Source organism: Corallococcus sp. CA049B (genome assembly GCF_003611685.1).
Taxonomy (GTDB): domain Bacteria; phylum Myxococcota; class Myxococcia; order Myxococcales; family Myxococcaceae; genus Corallococcus; species Corallococcus coralloides.
Map to the genome: position 1 here is coordinate 1 of NZ_RAWC01000200.1, position 16,768 is coordinate 16,768.

11 protein-coding genes and 1 pseudogene are annotated in these 16,768 nt (G+C 70.9%); 8 read left to right on the forward strand and 4 right to left on the reverse strand.

What is annotated here, in order from left to right; genetic code table 11:
- Position 1: 1 nt before the first annotated feature.
- Positions 2-2,533 carry a cation-transporting P-type ATPase gene (locus D7W82_RS31080; protein WP_120621782.1) on the reverse strand — a complete coding sequence of 844 codons (2,532 nt, stop codon included), beginning with the start codon at positions 2,531-2,533 and terminating at the stop codon, positions 2-4.
- A 165-nt stretch (positions 2,534-2,698) separates the two neighbouring features.
- Here D7W82_RS31080 and D7W82_RS31085 point away from each other — a divergent pair, with 165 nt between their 5' ends.
- The 3 genes from D7W82_RS31085 to rraA all read left to right on the forward strand — a co-directional run bounded on the left by D7W82_RS31085 (position 2,699) and on the right by rraA (position 5,720).
- Positions 2,699-3,994 (forward strand): universal stress protein, encoded by a 1,296-nt coding sequence (locus D7W82_RS31085; protein ID WP_120621783.1) that lies wholly within the window; start codon positions 2,699-2,701, stop codon positions 3,992-3,994.
- 18 nt (positions 3,995-4,012) lie between these two features.
- Positions 4,013-5,068 carry a zinc-binding dehydrogenase gene (locus D7W82_RS31090; protein ID WP_120621784.1) on the forward strand — a complete coding sequence of 352 codons (1,056 nt, stop codon included), beginning with the start codon at positions 4,013-4,015 and terminating at the stop codon, positions 5,066-5,068.
- A 154-nt stretch (positions 5,069-5,222) separates the two neighbouring features.
- On the forward strand, positions 5,223-5,720 hold the full coding sequence (rraA, locus tag D7W82_RS31095) for a ribonuclease E activity regulator RraA (protein WP_120621785.1): 498 nt from the start codon (positions 5,223-5,225) through the stop codon (positions 5,718-5,720).
- Between the two features lie 61 nt (positions 5,721-5,781).
- On the opposite strand, the gene D7W82_RS31100 is transcribed toward rraA, so the two are convergent.
- Positions 5,782-7,128, reverse strand: coding sequence for a cytochrome-c peroxidase (locus D7W82_RS31100; RefSeq protein ID WP_233588042.1), 1,347 nt, complete (start codon positions 7,126-7,128; stop codon positions 5,782-5,784).
- 247 nt (positions 7,129-7,375) lie between these two features.
- Between D7W82_RS31100 and D7W82_RS31105 the strand changes: the two genes are divergently transcribed.
- The gene (locus D7W82_RS31105) at positions 7,376-7,906 is read left to right on the forward strand and encodes an ankyrin repeat domain-containing protein (RefSeq protein WP_120621787.1); all 531 of its coding nucleotides are present in this window, start codon (positions 7,376-7,378) and stop codon (positions 7,904-7,906) included.
- A gap of 3 nt (positions 7,907-7,909) precedes the next feature.
- Here D7W82_RS31105 and D7W82_RS31110 read toward each other — a convergent pair whose 3' ends face one another.
- The gene (locus D7W82_RS31110) at positions 7,910-9,808 is read right to left on the reverse strand and encodes a transketolase (protein ID WP_120621788.1); all 1,899 of its coding nucleotides are present in this window, start codon (positions 9,806-9,808) and stop codon (positions 7,910-7,912) included.
- 193 nt (positions 9,809-10,001) lie between these two features.
- Between D7W82_RS31110 and tal the strand changes: the two genes are divergently transcribed.
- Positions 10,002-11,123, forward strand: a complete 1,122-nt coding sequence (gene tal / locus D7W82_RS31115) for a transaldolase (RefSeq protein WP_120621789.1) — start codon at positions 10,002-10,004, stop codon at positions 11,121-11,123.
- Positions 11,124-11,142: 19 nt separating this feature from the next.
- On the opposite strand, the gene D7W82_RS31120 is transcribed toward tal, so the two are convergent.
- On the reverse strand, positions 11,143-12,660 hold the full coding sequence (locus D7W82_RS31120; RefSeq protein ID WP_120621790.1) for a chitinase: 1,518 nt from the start codon (positions 12,658-12,660) through the stop codon (positions 11,143-11,145).
- Positions 12,661-12,839: 179 nt separating this feature from the next.
- On the opposite strand from D7W82_RS31120, the gene D7W82_RS31125 reads away from it, so the two are divergent.
- From D7W82_RS31125 to D7W82_RS40215, 3 genes and pseudogenes are all read left to right on the forward strand, one after another.
- The gene (locus D7W82_RS31125) at positions 12,840-14,099 is read left to right on the forward strand and encodes a GAF domain-containing sensor histidine kinase (protein WP_120621791.1); all 1,260 of its coding nucleotides are present in this window, start codon (positions 12,840-12,842) and stop codon (positions 14,097-14,099) included.
- A gap of 36 nt (positions 14,100-14,135) precedes the next feature.
- Complete coding sequence (locus tag D7W82_RS31130) at positions 14,136-15,770, forward strand: HEAT repeat domain-containing protein (RefSeq protein WP_120621792.1); 1,635 nt, start codon at positions 14,136-14,138, stop codon at positions 15,768-15,770.
- Positions 15,771-15,927: 157 nt separating this feature from the next.
- Positions 15,928-16,768 (forward strand): annotated as a pseudogene (locus D7W82_RS40215) (hypothetical protein); the annotation flags it as partial.

Here is a 16,768-nt window from a genome sequence, read left to right on the forward strand (position 1 = left end):
GTCATGAGGACTCCGGGGCCGGCGTGGGCCGGCCGGTTCGCCACCGGTGGCCCCGGAGCAGGCCGCCCCCCGCGCGCGGCCCCGCGACGAGCAGGGGCACCAGCGCGACGGTGACGGCGACGAGGACCCGGCCCCAGTCGCGAGCACCGGGCGGGTGCAGCCCCACGAGCGCGGCCAGCGCAGGCACCTGGATGAGCAGCACGGAGAGCCCCAGCGACAGGGCGCAGACCCACCGCGCGGTGCGGGTCCGCAGCCGGGTGAGCACGGCCGCGAAGGTGGAGCTCGCCAGCGTGAGCGAGGCCATCGCCACCGCCCGCGCGCGCTCGATGTCCTGCCCCTCCGATAGGCATCGCGCGAAGGCCCAGACGAGCCCGCACGCCATCAGCACGCCCACCGCCGTGAGCAGGGTCCACTCCCGCCAGGAGAAGAAGCGCGTGGCGGGCCTCGCGCGCAGCGGGGTGAGCCGCCCGGGCCGCGCGGCCGCCTGGAAGGCCAGCATCGCGGTGGGGTGGATGATGAGCTCCAGCCACACGATGTGGATGGGCAGGTACAGCAGCGGCTTGCCCCAGAGCGGCACCAGCGCCGCCGTGCCCACCAGCGGGATGTGGATGAGCAGCAGGTAGAGGAAGCAGCGCTGGAGGTTGGAGAAGAGCTGGCGGCCCTCCGCGATGGCGCGCACCAGCGTGCCGAAGTCGTCGTTGAGCAGCACGATGGAGGACGCCTCGCGGGCGCTGCGCGTCCCCCGCTCCCCCATGGCGATGCCCACGTCCGCGACCTGGAGCGCCGGCACGTCGTTCACCCCGTCCCCCGTGGCGGCCACCACCTCGCCCTGTCTCCGGAACGCCTTCACCAGCGCGTACTTCTGGGCGGGCAGCGCGCGCGCCACCACGTCCACGGGGGGCACCCGGCCGGTGTCGTCCAGCCGCGTCTCCAAGGCCTCTCCCGTGAGCACCACCGGGTGTTCGCCTCCCAGCCCCAGCCGCTTCGCGACCGCGAGCGCCGTCCGGGGGTGGTCGCCGGTCACCATCACCGTGCGCAGCCCCGCGTCGCGGCACTCCCGCACCGCCTCCTCCACGCCCGCGCGCACCGGGTCCTCGCACCCCACGAGCCCCACGAAGTCGAAGCCCCGGTCCGGCTCGCCGCCATGCCAGTGCGCCGCGTCCAGCGTCCGGCTCGCGCACGCGATGACCTTGTGGCCCTCGCGCGCGAGCGCGTCCACGCGAAGCGCCCACTCGCGCCGGGCATCCTCGGACAACGCGCACAGGTCCAGCACCCGCTCGGGCGCGCCCTTCACCGCGGCGAGCAGCGTCCCCGCGCCCTGCCGCACCACCGCCGTCTCGCGCTGACGCTCCTCGGTGAAGGGGAAGGTGGCCTCGCGGGTGGGAGCGGGCAGCTCCGGCAGGTCCCGTGCGCCCGCCTCCAGCAGCGCCACGTCCAGCGGATCCTTCCCCTCCTCGCGCGACGCCAGCACCGCGGTCCGCAGCAGCGCCTGGGGCGAGGTCCCGGGGGCTGGCAGCAGCCGGGCCACCCGCAGGAGCCCCTCCGTCAGCGTGCCCGTCTTGTCCGAGCACACGCAGCTCACGCGGCCGATGTTCTCCACGGAGATGGCCTGGCGCACCAGCGCCTGCCGCCGGGCCAGGCGGTACACCCCCGCGCCCAGGAAGAACGTGAGGGCCACCGGGAACTCCTCGGGCAGCGCCGCCACGCCGAGCGTCGCCGCGCTCAGGAGTGCGTCCAGCCACCCGAACCCCTGGCGCAGGCGGACGAGCGCCAGCACCACGCAGAGCGCCGCCGCCACGCCCACCAGCACCGCCACCAGGTGCGCCACCGCGTGCTGGAGCGGTGTCCGCGCCCGCCCCTCCTGACCCGCCGAGCGGATGATGCTCCCGTAGAGCGTCTCCTGACCGGTGAAGACGACGCGCATCCAGGCCGTCCCGGTGAGCAGCCGCGTGCCCGCGAGCCCCCAGTGCCCCGAGTCCACCGGGGGCTCCAAGCCGGGCGGGAGGCGCTCCAACGGCCGCTTGCGCACGGGCAGCGACTCGCCGGTGAGCGAGGACTCCTCGGCCTGCAGGCCCTGCCCCCGCACGACCAGCCCATCCGCGGGGAACGTGCCGCCCGCCTCCACGCGCACGAGGTCTCCGGGCACCACGTCCTCCGCCGGCACCTCCGCTTCATGGCCGTCGCGAGACACCGTGGCGCGCTCGGCCAGGCGTCCGCGCAGGCCCTCGGTGGAGGCCTGGGTCCGGTGGTGCAGGTAGACGTCCATGCCCATCAGCGGCACGAGGGCCAGCAGCATCACCCCGCCATTCACCTGCTCGCCCAGGGCGAAGTAGAGGGCGCTCGTGCCCACGAGGAACCAGAGCATCGGGTCGCTCGCGGCCTCGCGCACGCTCTGGAGCGCGGAGCGGGGAGGCCGGCCCCGCACGTCGTTGCGGCCGTAGCGCGCGCGGCGTGACAGCACCTCCTCCGCCCCCAGGCCGCGCACGTCTTCCCAGCCATGAGGCAGGCGATCGACCGGAACCAGGACTCGCATGACGCCCCCGGAAGAAGCTGGGGTCCTGCGTGGGCGTCGGCAACGCGTCCCTCCCCGGTGAGCCCATGGGCAGGGACCTGCCGTGCGCCGCGTCCGCCGCTTTCGCGTGGGGCCCGCGGCGTTTGCGTGGTGACTAGCTTGGTGCGGTGACTGCAAGGAGGGGCCATGACCATCGCCTGCGCGACCAATTTCTCGGATGACGCCCGGCGCGCCTGTGACATCGCGGCGCTGCTCGCACGGCGGATGAACGTCCCCCTGTGCCTCGTGCACGTCCTGGGCGGGACCATGGTGCGGACCTTCGGGGACGCCATCTGCGAAACCGCCCAGGCCACGCTGCGCGACGAGTGCAACCGGCTGCGGGCCACCGGCATCCAGGTGGACTCCGTGCTCCTCACGGGAGAGCCGGAGGAGGAGCTGCGGGACCTGGTGGCGAAGCGCGGCTTCCAGTGGGTGGTGGCCGGGGCGCCGCGCGCCGACACGCCCTTCCGGGGGCTGGGGGGCACGGTCGACCGGATGGCCCAGTTGCTGGAGGTCCCCTTCCTGGTGGTCCGCGAGGGTTCGGGCCTGGAGGCCTGGGCGCGCGGTGAGCGCCCCCTGCGGGTCATGCTGGGCGTGGACCGCTCCAGGCCCTTCGAGGTCGCCCGGGAATGGGTGAAGCGGCTCGCGCAGGCCGGGCCCGTGGAGGTGGTGGGGGGCCGCATCGTCTGGGTGGGCAGCGAGGCGGAGCGGCTGGGGCTGGCGCATCCGCACAGCTACAAGGACATGTCCCCGGAGCTGCGGGAGGCGCTGGAGCGCGAGTCCGACTCGCTGCTGGAGCCCCTGCGCGCCGAGGGCCTGCCGGTGCGCTCCCGGCTGGAGCCGGGGTTGGGCCGCATCGCGGATCACCTCATCGCCCTGGCCTCGGAGGAACAGGTGGACCTGCTGGTGGTGGGCACGCACCAGCGCAGGGCGATCGCGAAGCTGTGGAGCGTGTCCCAGTCCGCGCGGAGGCTGGCGCCCATGTCGGTGGTCAGCGTGCCGGTGCGCGCGGCGGAGCAGGGGCTGGAGCAGGAGCCGCCCCGGGTGCGCTCGGTGCTCGCGACCACGGACTTCGGCGAGGCCGGCGACCGGGCCATCGCCTACGCCTTCGCCATCACGCCGCCGGGCGGCACGGTGCACCTGCTGCACGTGGAGCCCGCGCAGGCGACGCCCGAGGAGCTCCAGGCGGCGCGGCATCAGCTGGAGCTGCGCGTGCCGGCCCCGGAGCACGACGGCAGCCACAAGGTCGAGCTGTCGGTGCTGAAGGGCGATGACATCGCCGGGGTCATCACCCAGGCGGCGGAACGCCACTGCGTGGACCTGGTGTGCATGGGCACGCACGGCCGCACGGGCGTGAGCCGGATGGTGCTCGGCTCGGTGGCGCAGCAGGTGATGGCCCGCAGCGACCGCCCCGCGGTGACGGTGCGCATGCCGCGCGCCTGAAGACAGACGAGGTGAGCCATGAAGGCAACCGTGTTCCAAGGTCCCCAGAAGCTGGGCGTGGAGGAGGTGGAGCGGCCCAAGGCAGGCGTGGGCGAGGCCATCATCCGGGTGACGCTCACCACCATCTGCGGCACCGACGTGCACATCCTGCGCGGCGAGTACCCGGTGAAGCCCGGCCTCACCGTGGGCCATGAGATGGTGGGCGTCATCGACGAGCTGGGGCCGGGCGTGACGGGCTACCAGGTGGGGCAGCGCGTGCTGGTGGGCGCCATCACGCCGTGCGGCCAGTGCCGGGGCTGCCTGTCCGGGCACGGGTCCCAGTGCGGCCACGGCGAGGGCCTGGAGGCCCTGGGCGGCTGGCGGCTGGGCAACACGATGAACGGCGTGCAGGCGGAGTACGTGCGCGTGCCCTTCGCGCAGGCGAACCTGGCGCCCATTCCGGACGAACTGAAGGACGAACAGGTGCTGCTGCTGGCGGACATCGCGTCCACGGGCTTCAGCGGCGCGGAGTCCGGCGGCGTGAGGATTGGGGACGCGGTGGTGGTGTTCGCGCAGGGGCCCATCGGGCTGTGCGCCACCGTGGGGGCCCGGCTCATGGGCGCTTCGCTGGTGATTGGCGTGGACGGGGACGAGGCGCGGCTGGCCATGGCGCGCAAGCTGGGCGCGGACGTGGCGCTCGACTTCCGGAACCAGGACGTGGTGGCGGAGGTGAAGCGGCTCACCGGCGGCGGCGCGGACGTGGCCATCGAGGCGCTGGGCACGCAGCAGACCTTCGAGAGCGCGCTGCGCACGCTCAACCCGGGCGGCACGCTGTCCAGCCTGGGCGTCTACTCCGGGAAGCTCCAGATGCCCTACGACGCCTTCGCGGCGGGGCTGGGGGACCACCGCATCGTCACCACGCTCTGCCCGGGCGGCAAGGAGCGCATGCGGCGCCTGATGGAGGTGGTGCGTGCGAAGCGCGTGGACTTGACGCCGCTCTTCACGCACCGCTTCCAGCTCAAGGACATCCGCGAAGCGTATGAGCTGTTCAGCCAGCGCAAGGACGGCGTGCTCAAGGTCGCCATCCGGCCTTGAACGGGTAGGCCGAGAACCGGATGCCCCTCTCCATGTTCTCCAGGACGATCTGGCCCAGAGAGACGTTGGGATTTCGAACACTGCACGGCCAAGCCAGACGGACCCGCGCGCGCAATCACAGCCATACCCGGCCGGCGCGTGCATCCTGCGCATCATGAGCGACACCCCTGACATCAAGACCGCTGACCTCTGTGACGCCCACTCGGCAACTCCGCACTTCCAGGTCGCCGAGCCGGGGTTCCTGGACTACGGCGGGCGCCGGAGCTTCTCCGGACCCATCAGCACCGTGCGCGCGCCGGAGGACAACTCCCTGGTGCGCAAGGCATTGGAGGAACCCGGCCAGGGCCGCGTGCTGGTGGTGGATGGCGGAGGCAGCCGCCGCTGCGCGCTGGTCGGCGACGTGCTCGCGGCCCTGGGCCAGAAGAACGGCTGGGCGGGCGTGGTGGTCAACGGCTGCATCCGCGACGCGGAGGAGGTGGGCCGCACCAACATCGGTGTGAAGGCGCTGGGCACCCACCCCCTCAAGAGCGGCAAGCGCAACGAGGGCCAGCGCGACGTGGAGGTGCGCTTCGCGGGCGTCACCTTCGTCCCTGGCCACCACCTCTACGCGGACGCGGACGGCATCGTCACTTCAGAGAAGGCGCTGCGCTGAGCTTCGCCTTCCCCACGCCGGGCCACACGGAGCGCGGCGGGCGCCCCGGCGGCACCGCCCGTCACTGGAAGTAGCCGTCCGAGAGCGTGCGCAGGAAGGCGACGATGGCCTGCTCCTCCTGGGGTGACAGGCCCAGGTTGCCCATCGCCTGCGTGTTGATGTTCAGCCCCACCTCCGGCATGGGCCAGCAGTCCACGCCAGGCATCCCAGACGCGCTCCCCGTGCAGACCGGCAGCACGTCGCGCGTGTTGTAGAAGTGGACGATGGACTCGAGGCTCTTGAAGTAGCCGTTGTGGCCATAGGCCTTGGTGAAGCCAGGGAAGGGGCGCTTGTCCACGTTGCGCAGGGTGGGGACCTTGACCTTGCCCAGGTTGGCACGCGCGGAGGGCGCGTAATCCTGGCGCGTCTGGAGGAAGCCCCCCAGGCCCGTGTCGATCCAGAAGGGCCCGTCCGGGTTGAACTGGAGCTGCCAGTACCAGGGATTGAGCAGGTTGCGCGGCACGCCCAGGTTCTCGAAGGTGTAGTCGGTGAAGAGCGGCGGCTCGCCGCCCGGGCCTCGCTGGCTCGTGTGGCAGTTGTCGCAGCGGGCCTTGCCCTCGAAGAGCCTCAGGCCCCACTGCTCCTGGGAAGAGAGCCGCGCGCGGCCCGCGAGATAGGCGTCGTACTTCGAGGAGAAGGCGTTCACCTCGCGAGAGCCCTCGTACGCGGCGATGGACCTCGCGATGTTGTCATACGCGCGCGGCACGTCGCCGCAGATGCGGGCGCCCCAGACGGCCCGGAAGAGGTCGCCGTACGGGCCGCCACAGACCTTGATCACCACCGCGGCCTCGCTGGGGTTGTTCTGCTCCACCGGGTTGAGGAAGGGGCCCTGCGCCTGATCCGCGGCGGGGTTGCCCAGCTCCTCGCCGGTGGCGCGGCCATCCCAGAAGTTGCCGCCCACGAAGTCGGCCTGCCCGGGCGTCAGCCGGTGGAGGATGGGAGCCTGCGTGGCATAGGCGGATGAGGGCGGCTTGCGATTGCCGAAGCGCCCCCTCACGGCGCCTTCATAGACAGAGCCGGTGAGGTTGATGAGCAGGCTGGGGCCCGTCCAGCCCACCTCGGGGCCATGACAGACGGCACAGGCCTGGCCCATGGGCTCGGAGAGCCGGCGGTCGAAGAACAGCAGCTTGCCCAGCCGCTCCACGGGCTTCAGCCCGCCGGGCGCCGACGTGGCCTCCTCGCGCAACGTGGCCTCGAAGATGGCCGAGGCCTGGAGGGATTCGGTGGTCTCCGGCGACTTCGCATCAACTGGAGTGTCCTCGCTCGCGGGAGGCGTCAATGACAACGTCCCCGGGGCTGGAGCGACTTCGCAGGCCAGCGGCCCTCCCAGCGCCAGCAGCAGGAACAGCTTCCAGCATGACCGTGACACATGCATTTCCAGCACCTCGGAGCGGGAGTGGTGGCCAGGGTGCCGTCGCCACCGGCCCCCGGCCATGGGCCGGAAGCGCGGACGGCTGTCGGATTCCATGGATGGGATTGCCCTTTGGAATTGGAAGGGCATCCACTGCGCCCCCTACTGACGCCAGGAACTGTTTCGATTGGGATTTTCCGATTCGTCGGATGCGCCCCGGGATATCGACATGGCACGGAGGTCCTACTAGGAAGGAACACCGACCATGAGCCCCACGAACGACCCGAAGAACCCGGGTTCAACCCCGGGCACCGAAGACGACGCCGCAGTGACGGACGCATTCACGGTCGTGCGCGCGGGGGACGCCAGCAAGCTGCGCGAGCTGCTCGACGCCGGGCTCCCCGTGGGGGCCCGCAACGAGCGGGGTGACTCCCTGCTGATGCTGGCCAGCTATTACGGCCACGTGGAGGCCACGAGCCTGCTGCTGGAGCGCGGGGCGGACCCCGAGCAGCCCAACGCTGCCGGCCAGACGCCCCTGGCCGGCGCGGCCTTCAAGGGCAACGAGGCCATCGCCACGGTGCTCCTGGACGCGGGCGCGGACGTGGACGGCGCGGGGCCGGACGGCCGCACGCCGCTGATGTTCGCGGCCATGTTCGACAAGCTGGAGATGATGGAGCTGCTCATCCAGCGCGGCGCGGACCACCGGGTCCGGGATGCGGACAAGCGCACCGCGCTGGACTACGCGCGCTCCATGGGCGCGCAGCGCGCGGCCGAGCGGCTGGACCCGAAGCCCTGAGCCTCACGCGTTCGTGTGCCCCCAGGCGTCCTCGGACGGCCTATCCCCGCCCCGGGCGGTCCCCTCCTCCACCAGCGAGGTGACGGCCTCCACGATGTGCCCCGCGTCGATGCCCGCGGCGTTCAGCAGCTCCGCGGGCTTGCCGGAGCCGGGCATCTTCGTCACCGCGAGCCGCACCACGGTGGGCAGCTGCTCGCGCACCCCGGTGAAGGCCTCCAGCACCGCGTCCGCCAGGCCCCCTTCCGCCCAGTGGTCCTCCACCACGATGAGCCGCCCCAGCGTCTCGCGCGCGGCCTTGCGCAGCGTCTTCGCGTCCACCGGCTTCACTGAGTACAGGTCGATGACGCGCACCGCGACGCCGTCCTTCTTCAGCGCTTCGTAGGCCTTGAGCGCTTCGTGCAGCGTGATGCCGGCGGCCACCACCGTCGCCACGTCCTCATCGGACTGGCGCACCACCTTGCTGCCACCAATGGGGAAGTCCTCCGTCGCCGGGTAGAGCACCGGCGTCTTCTCGCGGGTGCTGCGCAGGTAGGTGATGCCCTGGCGCTCCACCAGCTGCGCCAGCAGCTTCGCGGTCTGGTTCGCGTCGCTCGGGTAGACCACCGTGCTGCCGCCCACCGCGCGCATCATCGCCAGGTCCTCCAGCGCCATCTGCGACGGGCCGTCCTCGCCAATGGACACGCCCGCGTGGCTGCCGCACAGGTGCACCGTGGCGTTGGAGATGGCCGCCATGCGCACCTGATCAAACGCGCGCGACAGGAAGGCCGCGAAGGTGCTGACGAAGGCCTTCTTGCCCAGCACCGCCAGGCCCACCGCGCTGGACACCATGTTCTGCTCCGCGATGAACATCTCGAAGTAGCGCTTCGGGTGCGCCTTCTGGAACTCGTTCGAGTACGTGGAGTTGGACACCTCCGCGTCCAGCGCCACCACGTCCGGCCGGGCGTTGCCCAGCGCCAGGAGCGCATCGCCATACGCCTTGCGCGTGGCCTCCTTCTGGCCGACTTCATACGTGGGCAACTGCAACGGTGAGGCCTTGTCCTGGACGGTGGCCTTCAGCGCCTCCGGCTTCTTCACCTGGACGCGGACGTCGCGCTCCCCGCCCAGCTCGCGGATGGCGTCCTTCGCCTTGTCCTCCGGCAGCGGCTTGCCGTGCCAGCCATCGTGGTTGGCGATGAGCGAGGAGCCGCGCCCCTTCTCCGTCTTGCAGATGAGGCAGGTGGGCTGGCCCTTCTTCGCCTGCGCTTCGGCGAAGGCCCGGTCGATGGCGTCCAGGTCATGGCCATCCAGCGTGACGGCGTTCCACCCGAAGGCGCGGACGCGGGCCGCGTAGGCCTCCAGGTTCCAGCCCAGCTCCGTCTCGCGGCTCTGCCCCAGCCGGTTCACGTCGATGATGGCGCACAGGTTGTCCAGCCCGTAGTGGCCGGCCTTGTCGAACGCCTCCCACACGGAGCCCTCCGCCGTCTCGCTGTCACCCATGAGCACGTAGGTGCGGAAGGGCAGTCCATCCATCCTCGCGCCCAGCGCCATGCCCACGCCCACGGCCAGGCCCTGCCCGAGCGAGCCGGTGGCCACGTCCACGAGCGGCAGCACGTGCGGGTTCGGGTGCCCCTCCAGCCGGCTGCCGAACTTGCGCAGCGAGAGCAATTCCCGGTCGTCGATGGCGCCCGCCGCCTTGAAGGCGGAGTAGAGGACCGGGCAGGCGTGGCCCTTGGAGAGCACGAAGCGGTCGTTGTTGGGGGCCTTCGGCTGCTGGAAGTCGAAGCGCAGGTACTTCTGGAACAGCACGGCCATGATGTCCGCCGCGGACATGGACGAACTGGGGTGGCCCGAGCCCGCCGCCGTGGTGCAGCGGATGCTGTCGATGCGCAGCTGCGCCGCGAGGTCCGCCAAGGTGTCCGCCATCGTTTCGCTCCCGGGTTGGGGTCAGCCGGTACTGTGTTGACTGCCCTGGCTTCCGAGAAGCGTTGCCCCCCGCTGGCCCTGTTCGCAGGCAGAATCCGCGAGTGCCTGCCCGCCCGGCCGGACCTGGGGGACGGGGCATGCGCAAATTGAGAGAACGCCATCCGGGAGCCATACGCCCCCGCCGGGAGAATCCATGAATCCGCTGCGACAGCTCGCCGAGTTCGGCCAATCCGTCTGGGTGGACAACCTCCAGCGCAGCTACATCACGAAGGGCACGCTGAAGAAGTTCATCGAGGAGGACGGGCTCAAGGGGCTCACCTCCAACCCGACCATCTTCCAGAAGGCCGTGTCGGGCAGCGACGACTACCAGGACCTCTTCGACGCGGCGAAGGGCCAGGGCCGCGACGGCAACGACCTCTACGAGCAGCTCGCCGTGCGCGACGTGCAGGGCGCCGCGGACCTCCTCAAGTCCGTGTACGACGCGACGAAGGGCCAGGACGGCTACGCGTCGCTGGAGGTGTCCCCCCGGCTGGCGCTGGACACGCACGGCACGCTGGAGGAGGCGCGGCGGCTGTGGAAGACGCTGGCCCGGCCCAACGTGATGATCAAGGTCCCGGGCACCCTGCCGGGCCTGCCGGCCTTCGAGCAGCTCACCGCCGAGGGCATCAACGTCAACGTGACGCTGCTCTTCAGCCGGGAGCGCTACAAGGAGATCGCCGAGGCCTACGTCTCCGGCCTGGAGAAGCTCGCCGCGTCCGGCGGGGACGTGAGCCGCGTCGCAAGCGTGGCGTCGTTCTTCATCAGCCGCATCGACGCCATCGTGGACAAGGAGATTGAGAAGAAGCTGAAGGCGGGCGCCCCGGCGGAACAGCAGAAGGCGCTGGAGGGGCTGAGCGGCAAGGTGGCCATCGCCAACGCGAAGCTCGCCTACCGCACCTTCAAGGAGGTCTTCGGCGGCGCGCGTTGGAAGGCGCTCGCGGCGAAGGGCGCCAGGGTGCAGCGCGTGCTCTGGGCGAGCACCAGCACCAAGAGCCCGAAGCTGCGCGACGTGCTCTACGTGGAGGAGCTCATCGGCCGCGACACGGTGAACACCATGCCGCCCGCCACCATCGACGCGTTCCGGGACCACGGCAAGGTGCGCCCCAGCCTGGAGGAGGACCTGCCGGCGGCGGAGGCGACGATGCGCCAGCTGGAGGCGGCCGGCATCTCCATGAAGACGGTGACGGACGAGCTGGCCACCGACGGCATCCGCCTGTTCACGGAGTCCTTCGATCAGCTCCTCTCCGCGGTGGGAGAGAAGCTGAAGAAGACCTAGCGCGGAAGGCCGGCCCCGCCTACCGGTAGGTGTCCAGGTAGGCGCGGTGGCTGCTGGAGAACTCGAAGTTCGTGAAGGCGTCCCAGTTGATGGACCAGGTCATCAGCCCCTTGAAGCCCGGGTACCCGCCGGCCTGGCGCAGCACGTAGGTGCCGCCGAAGGACTGGCCCTTCATCAGGTAGTCCAGCGCCTTCTGCACGTTGGCGGGCGTCGTGTAGCCGCCGCCCGCGGCCTGCGGCGAGGACGGCAGGCCGATGACCACCTGCTCCGGCCGCAGCGCGGGGAAGACGGCGCTCGCGTTGCCGCCCACGGGGAAGCCCTGGAGCAGCATCTCCGCCATGGCCACGTGGAAGTCCGGCGTGCTCTGCGCGTACGCGCGGCCGTCCAGGCCCATCACCGTGCCGGTGTTGTAGTGCTGCACGTGCAGGTACGTCAGCCGGTCGCGCAGCGCGTGGATGACGGGGAGGTAGGCGCCCCACGGGCCGCCATAGGCCGCGTAGCCGCCCTGCACGTAGGCGGTCTCCGGCGCCATGGTGAGCAGGAGGCCCGCGCCGTTGTCATTGAGCAGCTGGCGCGTGCCGGCGATGAGGTGCTGGATGCGCGGCGTGGTGGGGTTGCGGAAGTCGGTGTCCCCGCCGTTGAGCGACAGCGACGCGCCCTCCAGGTCCAGGTCCAGGCCGTCAAAGCCATACGTGTTGATGAGCCCCTGCATGCTGGTGACGAAGGCCTGCCGCGCCGCCGCGTCGTCCAGGTGGATGGTGCCGTTGGCGCCGCCCAGGGAGATGAGCACCTTGCGGCCCTGCGCCTGGAGCGTGGCGATGTCCGCTTTGAACTCGGCCACGGTGGCGTTGTACGGGGTGAAGCCCATGGTGCCCGACGGCGCGCCCGGCACCGGCTCCGCGAAGGCCACCTGGATGACGTTGAACCGGGAGGACACGTCGCGCAGCCGGATGTTGGTGGAGCCGTTGTCGAAGTTGTGCCAGTAGCCGACCAGCACCTTGCTGCCCGCGGGCGCGGTGTTGCCCGTCGTCACGGCGACGCTGTTGCTCACGGTGGAGCGGTTGCCGGCCGCGTCGCGCGCCTTCGCCGTGAACGTATAGGTCGTGTTGGCGGCGAGCCCCGTCACGGTGGCGCTCGTGGAGGTGCTGGTGGCCGCCGCGCTGGTTCCGCCGTTGACGAAGATTTCGTAGCCGGTGACGCCCACGTTGTCGGTGGACGCGTTGAACGCCAGGGACACGCTGGAGTCCGTCACGCCGGTGGAGCGCAGGGAGCCCGGCGCGGTGGGGGCCTGCGTGTCGGCGGGAGGATTGCCGGTCCGCTCCAGCCACAAGGCGAGCACGTTGGGCGGCTCCCAGCCCACCAGGGACGTGTGCGACTGCCGGCAGTCGTAGCCCTTCCCTCCATAGGACGCGATGTCGCCCACGGCGTACGCGACGCCTGGGGCCCAGGCGCCCCGGTCCGCGGCCAGGGCCAGGGTGGGCAGAAGCAGCAGGAGCACGGCGAGGGCCGCGCGGGACGACGAACGAGGGGGATGCATTGGGGGAAAAGCCTCCCGGAAAGGGGTCCGGGACACAGGGAGGGCGGACCCGGGGGAAGCGGGTCAAAGCCCCTGAAAGATTTCCCGAGCGGTCCTGGAAGGTTGGTCAGCGAACGGAGGAGCTCGCCCCTGGGCTCAAGCTGTCCAGCCCTTTTCCCCAGGACCTAGAATCCGCTCCCATGAAGTTTCTAGGTGAGTTGGACGAGGCCTCTCTCGCGCGGACCCAGCGATGCAACCGCCGCCTCGCGGATCCAAACCGTCTGCAGGCCATCCGGGACACCGGGCTGATGGACACGCCCCAGGAGGAGTCCTTTGACCGCCTCGCGCGACTGGCGGCGCAGCTGCTCAACGTCCCGCTGACCATCATGTCGCTGGTGGACTCGAACCGGCAGTTCTTCAAGGCGGACTTCGGCCTGCCCTCGCCCTTCCGGGAGACGCGGACGCTGCCCATCGACGCGTCGCTGTGCCGCTACACGCTGGAGGGGGAGCCCATCATCTCCTCGAACGCGCCCGCGGATCCGTTCCTGAAGTTCCATCCGTCCACCGGGCCCTGGGGCATCGTCGCCCTCATCGTGCTGCCGTTGATCAACCCGGACGGACACGTGCTGGGGACCTTCTGCTGCATCCAGCCCACGGTGCGCGAGTGGACCGCGCAGGATCACCTCATCATGAAGGAGATGACGGCCTCCATCATGACGGAGATCAACCTCCGCGATCAGCTCCGGAAGCTGAAGGCCGAGCAGCGGATGCGGGACACATTCGTCGCCGCGCTCACGCACGACCTGCGCACGCCCCTGACGGCGTCGAAGCTGAGCGTGCAGCTGCTGGGCAAGCGCCACGCGGACCTGCCGAGCGTCCAGACCTCCGTGGCCCGGGTGTCGGCGAGCCTGGATCGCGCGGAGCGGATGATCCAGAACCTGCTGGACGCCAGCCGCATCCAGGCCGGCAAGCTGGTGGCGCTGGAGGTGCGGGAGTGCGACCTCCACGCGGTCGCGGCCCAGACGCTGGACGAGCTGGCGGCGCTCTACCCGGGGCGCTTCGAGCTGAAGGCGGACGGCGAATTCACGCTGCGGGCGGATCCGCTCGGGCTGCGCCGCATCGTGGAGAACCTGGCCTCCAACGCGGCGAAGTACGGCGCGCCGGGCACCCCGATTGAAGTCCGGCTGGAGCGGCATGAAGGCCAGGTGAGGCTCCAGGTGCGCAACCAGGGCACGCCCATCGCCGCGGAGGATCAGCAGACCATCTTCGAGCCGTTCCACCGCACGCAGTCCGCGACGGAGAGCGCGGAGAAGGGCTGGGGACTGGGGCTGCCCCTGGTGCGGGGCCTGGCCGAAGCGCACGGAGGCAAGGCCACCGTGACGAGCAGCGCCGAGGAGGGGACCTGCTTCACCATCACCCTGCCGCTGGACGCGAGCGCGAGGCAGAGGCTTTCCGCGTAAAGGGATGGGGAGCGCGCCTCGCGCTATCCTGTTCCCATGGCCACTCCTCCTCATTACGCATCCCTCTCCGCACTGGAGTTGGCCCTCCTTGAGGAGAAGGGGGATTCGGCCGGGGCCGCGCACGAGGCGCTGCGAAAGCGGGACCGTGAGGAGGTGTTCGAGGCCGCCGTGCAGTTGCTGCGCTCCCCTTCTTCGCGGGAGCGTGCACGGGGCGCGGAGCTGCTCATCCAGGCGGCCGGGCACGACGCGAAGGAGCACCGTGAACGCAGGGCACGGTGCGCGGAGCTCCTCCTGGCCGCGCTGCCCACGGAGCAGGACGCCACCGTCCTCCAAGAGATGGGCCGTACCCTGGGATACCTCGAGGACGCCCGGGCGGTGCCCGCGCTGCGGCCCTTGAAGGACCACCCAGATGCCCGGGTCCGGCAGGGAGTCGTCCGGGGCCTGATGCCGCACCCCGGTGACGCCATGGCCCTCCAGACCTTGATGGAGCTCTCCAGGGATGGAGACACGTCCGTGCGCAAAGAGGTGCTGTCCGGACTGGCCCTCAAGGGCGAGGACGAGGTCGACAGCCCGGAGCTGCGGGACGCGTTCTTCGACCGGGTCTCCGATGAGGACCGCGGCATCCGGGCGGACGCGCTGGTCGGGCTGGCCAGGCGGAAGGACCCGCGCGCGCTGGAGCCGCTCCGCCGTGAGCTGGCGGGACATCCCGTCGAGATCGCGGCCATCGAGGCGGCCCGGTACCTGGAAGACGCTTCGCTCGTGTCGCTGCTCCTGGTGGCCCGGGGGGCGGACCGCCCCATGGACGAAGCCTTCGAGGACGCCATCAACTTCGCCATCGACTGCCTGCTGAGGTCTGGCGCCATGAAAGACCACTCCATCCAGGAGTTGATTGCCCTCGCGTTGCAGGGTGACGAGGAGGATGAAACAGCCTGGGAGGCCATCCGCGAGTTGCACTTCCGGGGCGGCGACGAGGTGTTCGAGGCCGCCGTCAGGTTGCTGCACGCCGCGTCTTCACGCGAGCGTGGACGCGGCACGGACATCCTCGCGCAACTGGGCGGGCTGAGACGCAGCGACGCACTCATCACGAAGTGCGCGGATGAAGTCCTGGCCGCGCTGGCCACGGAGCAGGATGCCGCCGTCCTGAACTCCATGGGTGTGGCCCTGGGGCACCTCCGGGATGCCCGGGCGGTTCCCGCCCTTCAGCCCCTGAAGGACCACCCGGACGAGGACGTCCGGATGGGTGTGGTCATGGGGATGATGCCCCATCGGGATCCGGTCGCCATCCAGACCTTGATTGAGCTGTCCCGGGACAGCGACGAGGACGTCCGCAACTGGGCCACCTTCAGCCTGGGCAGCCAGGCAGAGGAAGTGGACACGCCCGAGCTCCGGGACGCGTTGTTCGACCGGCTCACGGAGTCCGACATGGAGCTTCGCGGAGAGGCCCTGGTCGGCCTGGCGCTGCGCAAGGACCCGCGTGTCCTGGAGCCGCTGCGCCGCGAGCTGGAGAGCAGCGAGGTCGTCGTCCTGGCCGTCGAAGCCGCGGAGAAGTTGGAGGACACCTCGCTGCTGCCGCTGCTCCATCGTCTTCGGGACCCACCTGGCAAGTCCGACAGCTACTTCCGCAGCGTCCTCGCCGACGCCATCGCCCACCTGGAAGCGCTGGCGCGCTGATGTCCCTGTCCTGTGTCGTGGACAGGTCCTGACCTCTCCATAGGACAGGAAGCGTGCACGCGCCCCACGTGCGCCTTGCGGCGAGGCGGTGGGTGCACTAGCCATCGGGGACGAGGGCCGACGGCGCCGACCGCTCGGGTCCTCCGAGGATGACTCCATGGCCCAGCGCCGCCCGACCCGACCTTCCGCCTCCTCCGATTCGTCCAAGTCCCGCAGTGCCGCTGGCAAGGCCGCCACGAAGCCCGGGGGCCGTCCCTCCGGGGGCAAGGCCCCTGCCCCGGCGAAGAAGGCCGCGGTCGCGAAGCTGAAGCAGGCCGCGAAGGCGGTGAAGGGCGCGGCGGTGAAGGCCCCGGCGTCCAAGGCAAAGCCTGTCGCGAAGGCGGCCCAGGCTCCGAAGGCTCCCGCCTCGAAGGGCGCACAGGCGCCGAAGGCTTCCGCCGCGAAGTCGGGTGCTCAGGCATCGAAGGCGCCTGCCGCGAAGGCCGCGGCTCAGGCGCCGAAGGGCTCCGCTGTGAAGACGCGTGGTGCCCAGGCGCTGAAGGCTCCGGCTGCGAAGTCCGCACAGGCTCCGAAGACGCCTGTCACGAAGCCCGCCGCGCAGGCGTCAAAGACAGCCGCCGCGAAGTCCTCCTCGGCGGAGAAGAGCCCCAAGGCGTCCGCGGCGAAGGCCTCCGGACAAGCCGCGCAGAAGCCGGGCTCGACCGAGGAGGGCTCCAAGGCCGATGCATCGAAGGCCGCCGAAGCCGCCTCGGAGCCCGTATCGACCGAGGAGAGCCCGAAGGCTTCCGCGTCGACGCCCTCCGAACAGCCTCCCCAAGCTCCCGAGCCGACCGCCGCGGGTACGGAGACGGCCGAGCTGAAGACAGGCGCCAGTGAGGCCCCTTCCAAGCGCTCGGGAAAGGCGCCCAAGGGCTCTTCCGCGAAGAAGACCCCGGCAGAAGGAACTCCCGCCTCCACGCAGCAGGAGGCCCCTGCCGCGGCTCGCCCCGCCGAGGAGG

What these genes read in the sequence shown, in the direction of transcription:
- tal (WP_120621789.1), top strand. Translation starts at nt 10,002, where the DNA reads ATGAATCCGCTGCGACAGCTCGCCGAGTTCGGCCAATCCGTCTGGGTG.
- D7W82_RS31130 (WP_120621792.1), top strand. Translation starts at nt 14,136, where the DNA reads ATGGCCACTCCTCCTCATTACGCATCCCTCTCCGCACTGGAGTTGGCC.
- D7W82_RS31085 (WP_120621783.1), top strand. Translation starts at nt 2,699, where the DNA reads ATGACCATCGCCTGCGCGACCAATTTCTCGGATGACGCCCGGCGCGCC.
- rraA (WP_120621785.1), top strand. Translation starts at nt 5,223, where the DNA reads ATGAGCGACACCCCTGACATCAAGACCGCTGACCTCTGTGACGCCCAC.
- D7W82_RS31105 (WP_120621787.1), top strand. Translation starts at nt 7,376, where the DNA reads ATGAGCCCCACGAACGACCCGAAGAACCCGGGTTCAACCCCGGGCACC.
- D7W82_RS31080 (WP_120621782.1), bottom strand. Translation starts at nt 2,533, where the DNA reads ATGCGAGTCCTGGTTCCGGTCGATCGCCTGCCTCATGGCTGGGAAGAC.
- D7W82_RS31120 (WP_120621790.1), bottom strand. Translation starts at nt 12,660, where the DNA reads ATGCATCCCCCTCGTTCGTCGTCCCGCGCGGCCCTCGCCGTGCTCCTG.
- D7W82_RS31110 (WP_120621788.1), bottom strand. Translation starts at nt 9,808, where the DNA reads ATGGCGGACACCTTGGCGGACCTCGCGGCGCAGCTGCGCATCGACAGC.
- D7W82_RS31090 (WP_120621784.1), top strand. Translation starts at nt 4,013, where the DNA reads ATGAAGGCAACCGTGTTCCAAGGTCCCCAGAAGCTGGGCGTGGAGGAG.
- D7W82_RS31125 (WP_120621791.1), top strand. Translation starts at nt 12,840, where the DNA reads ATGAAGTTTCTAGGTGAGTTGGACGAGGCCTCTCTCGCGCGGACCCAG.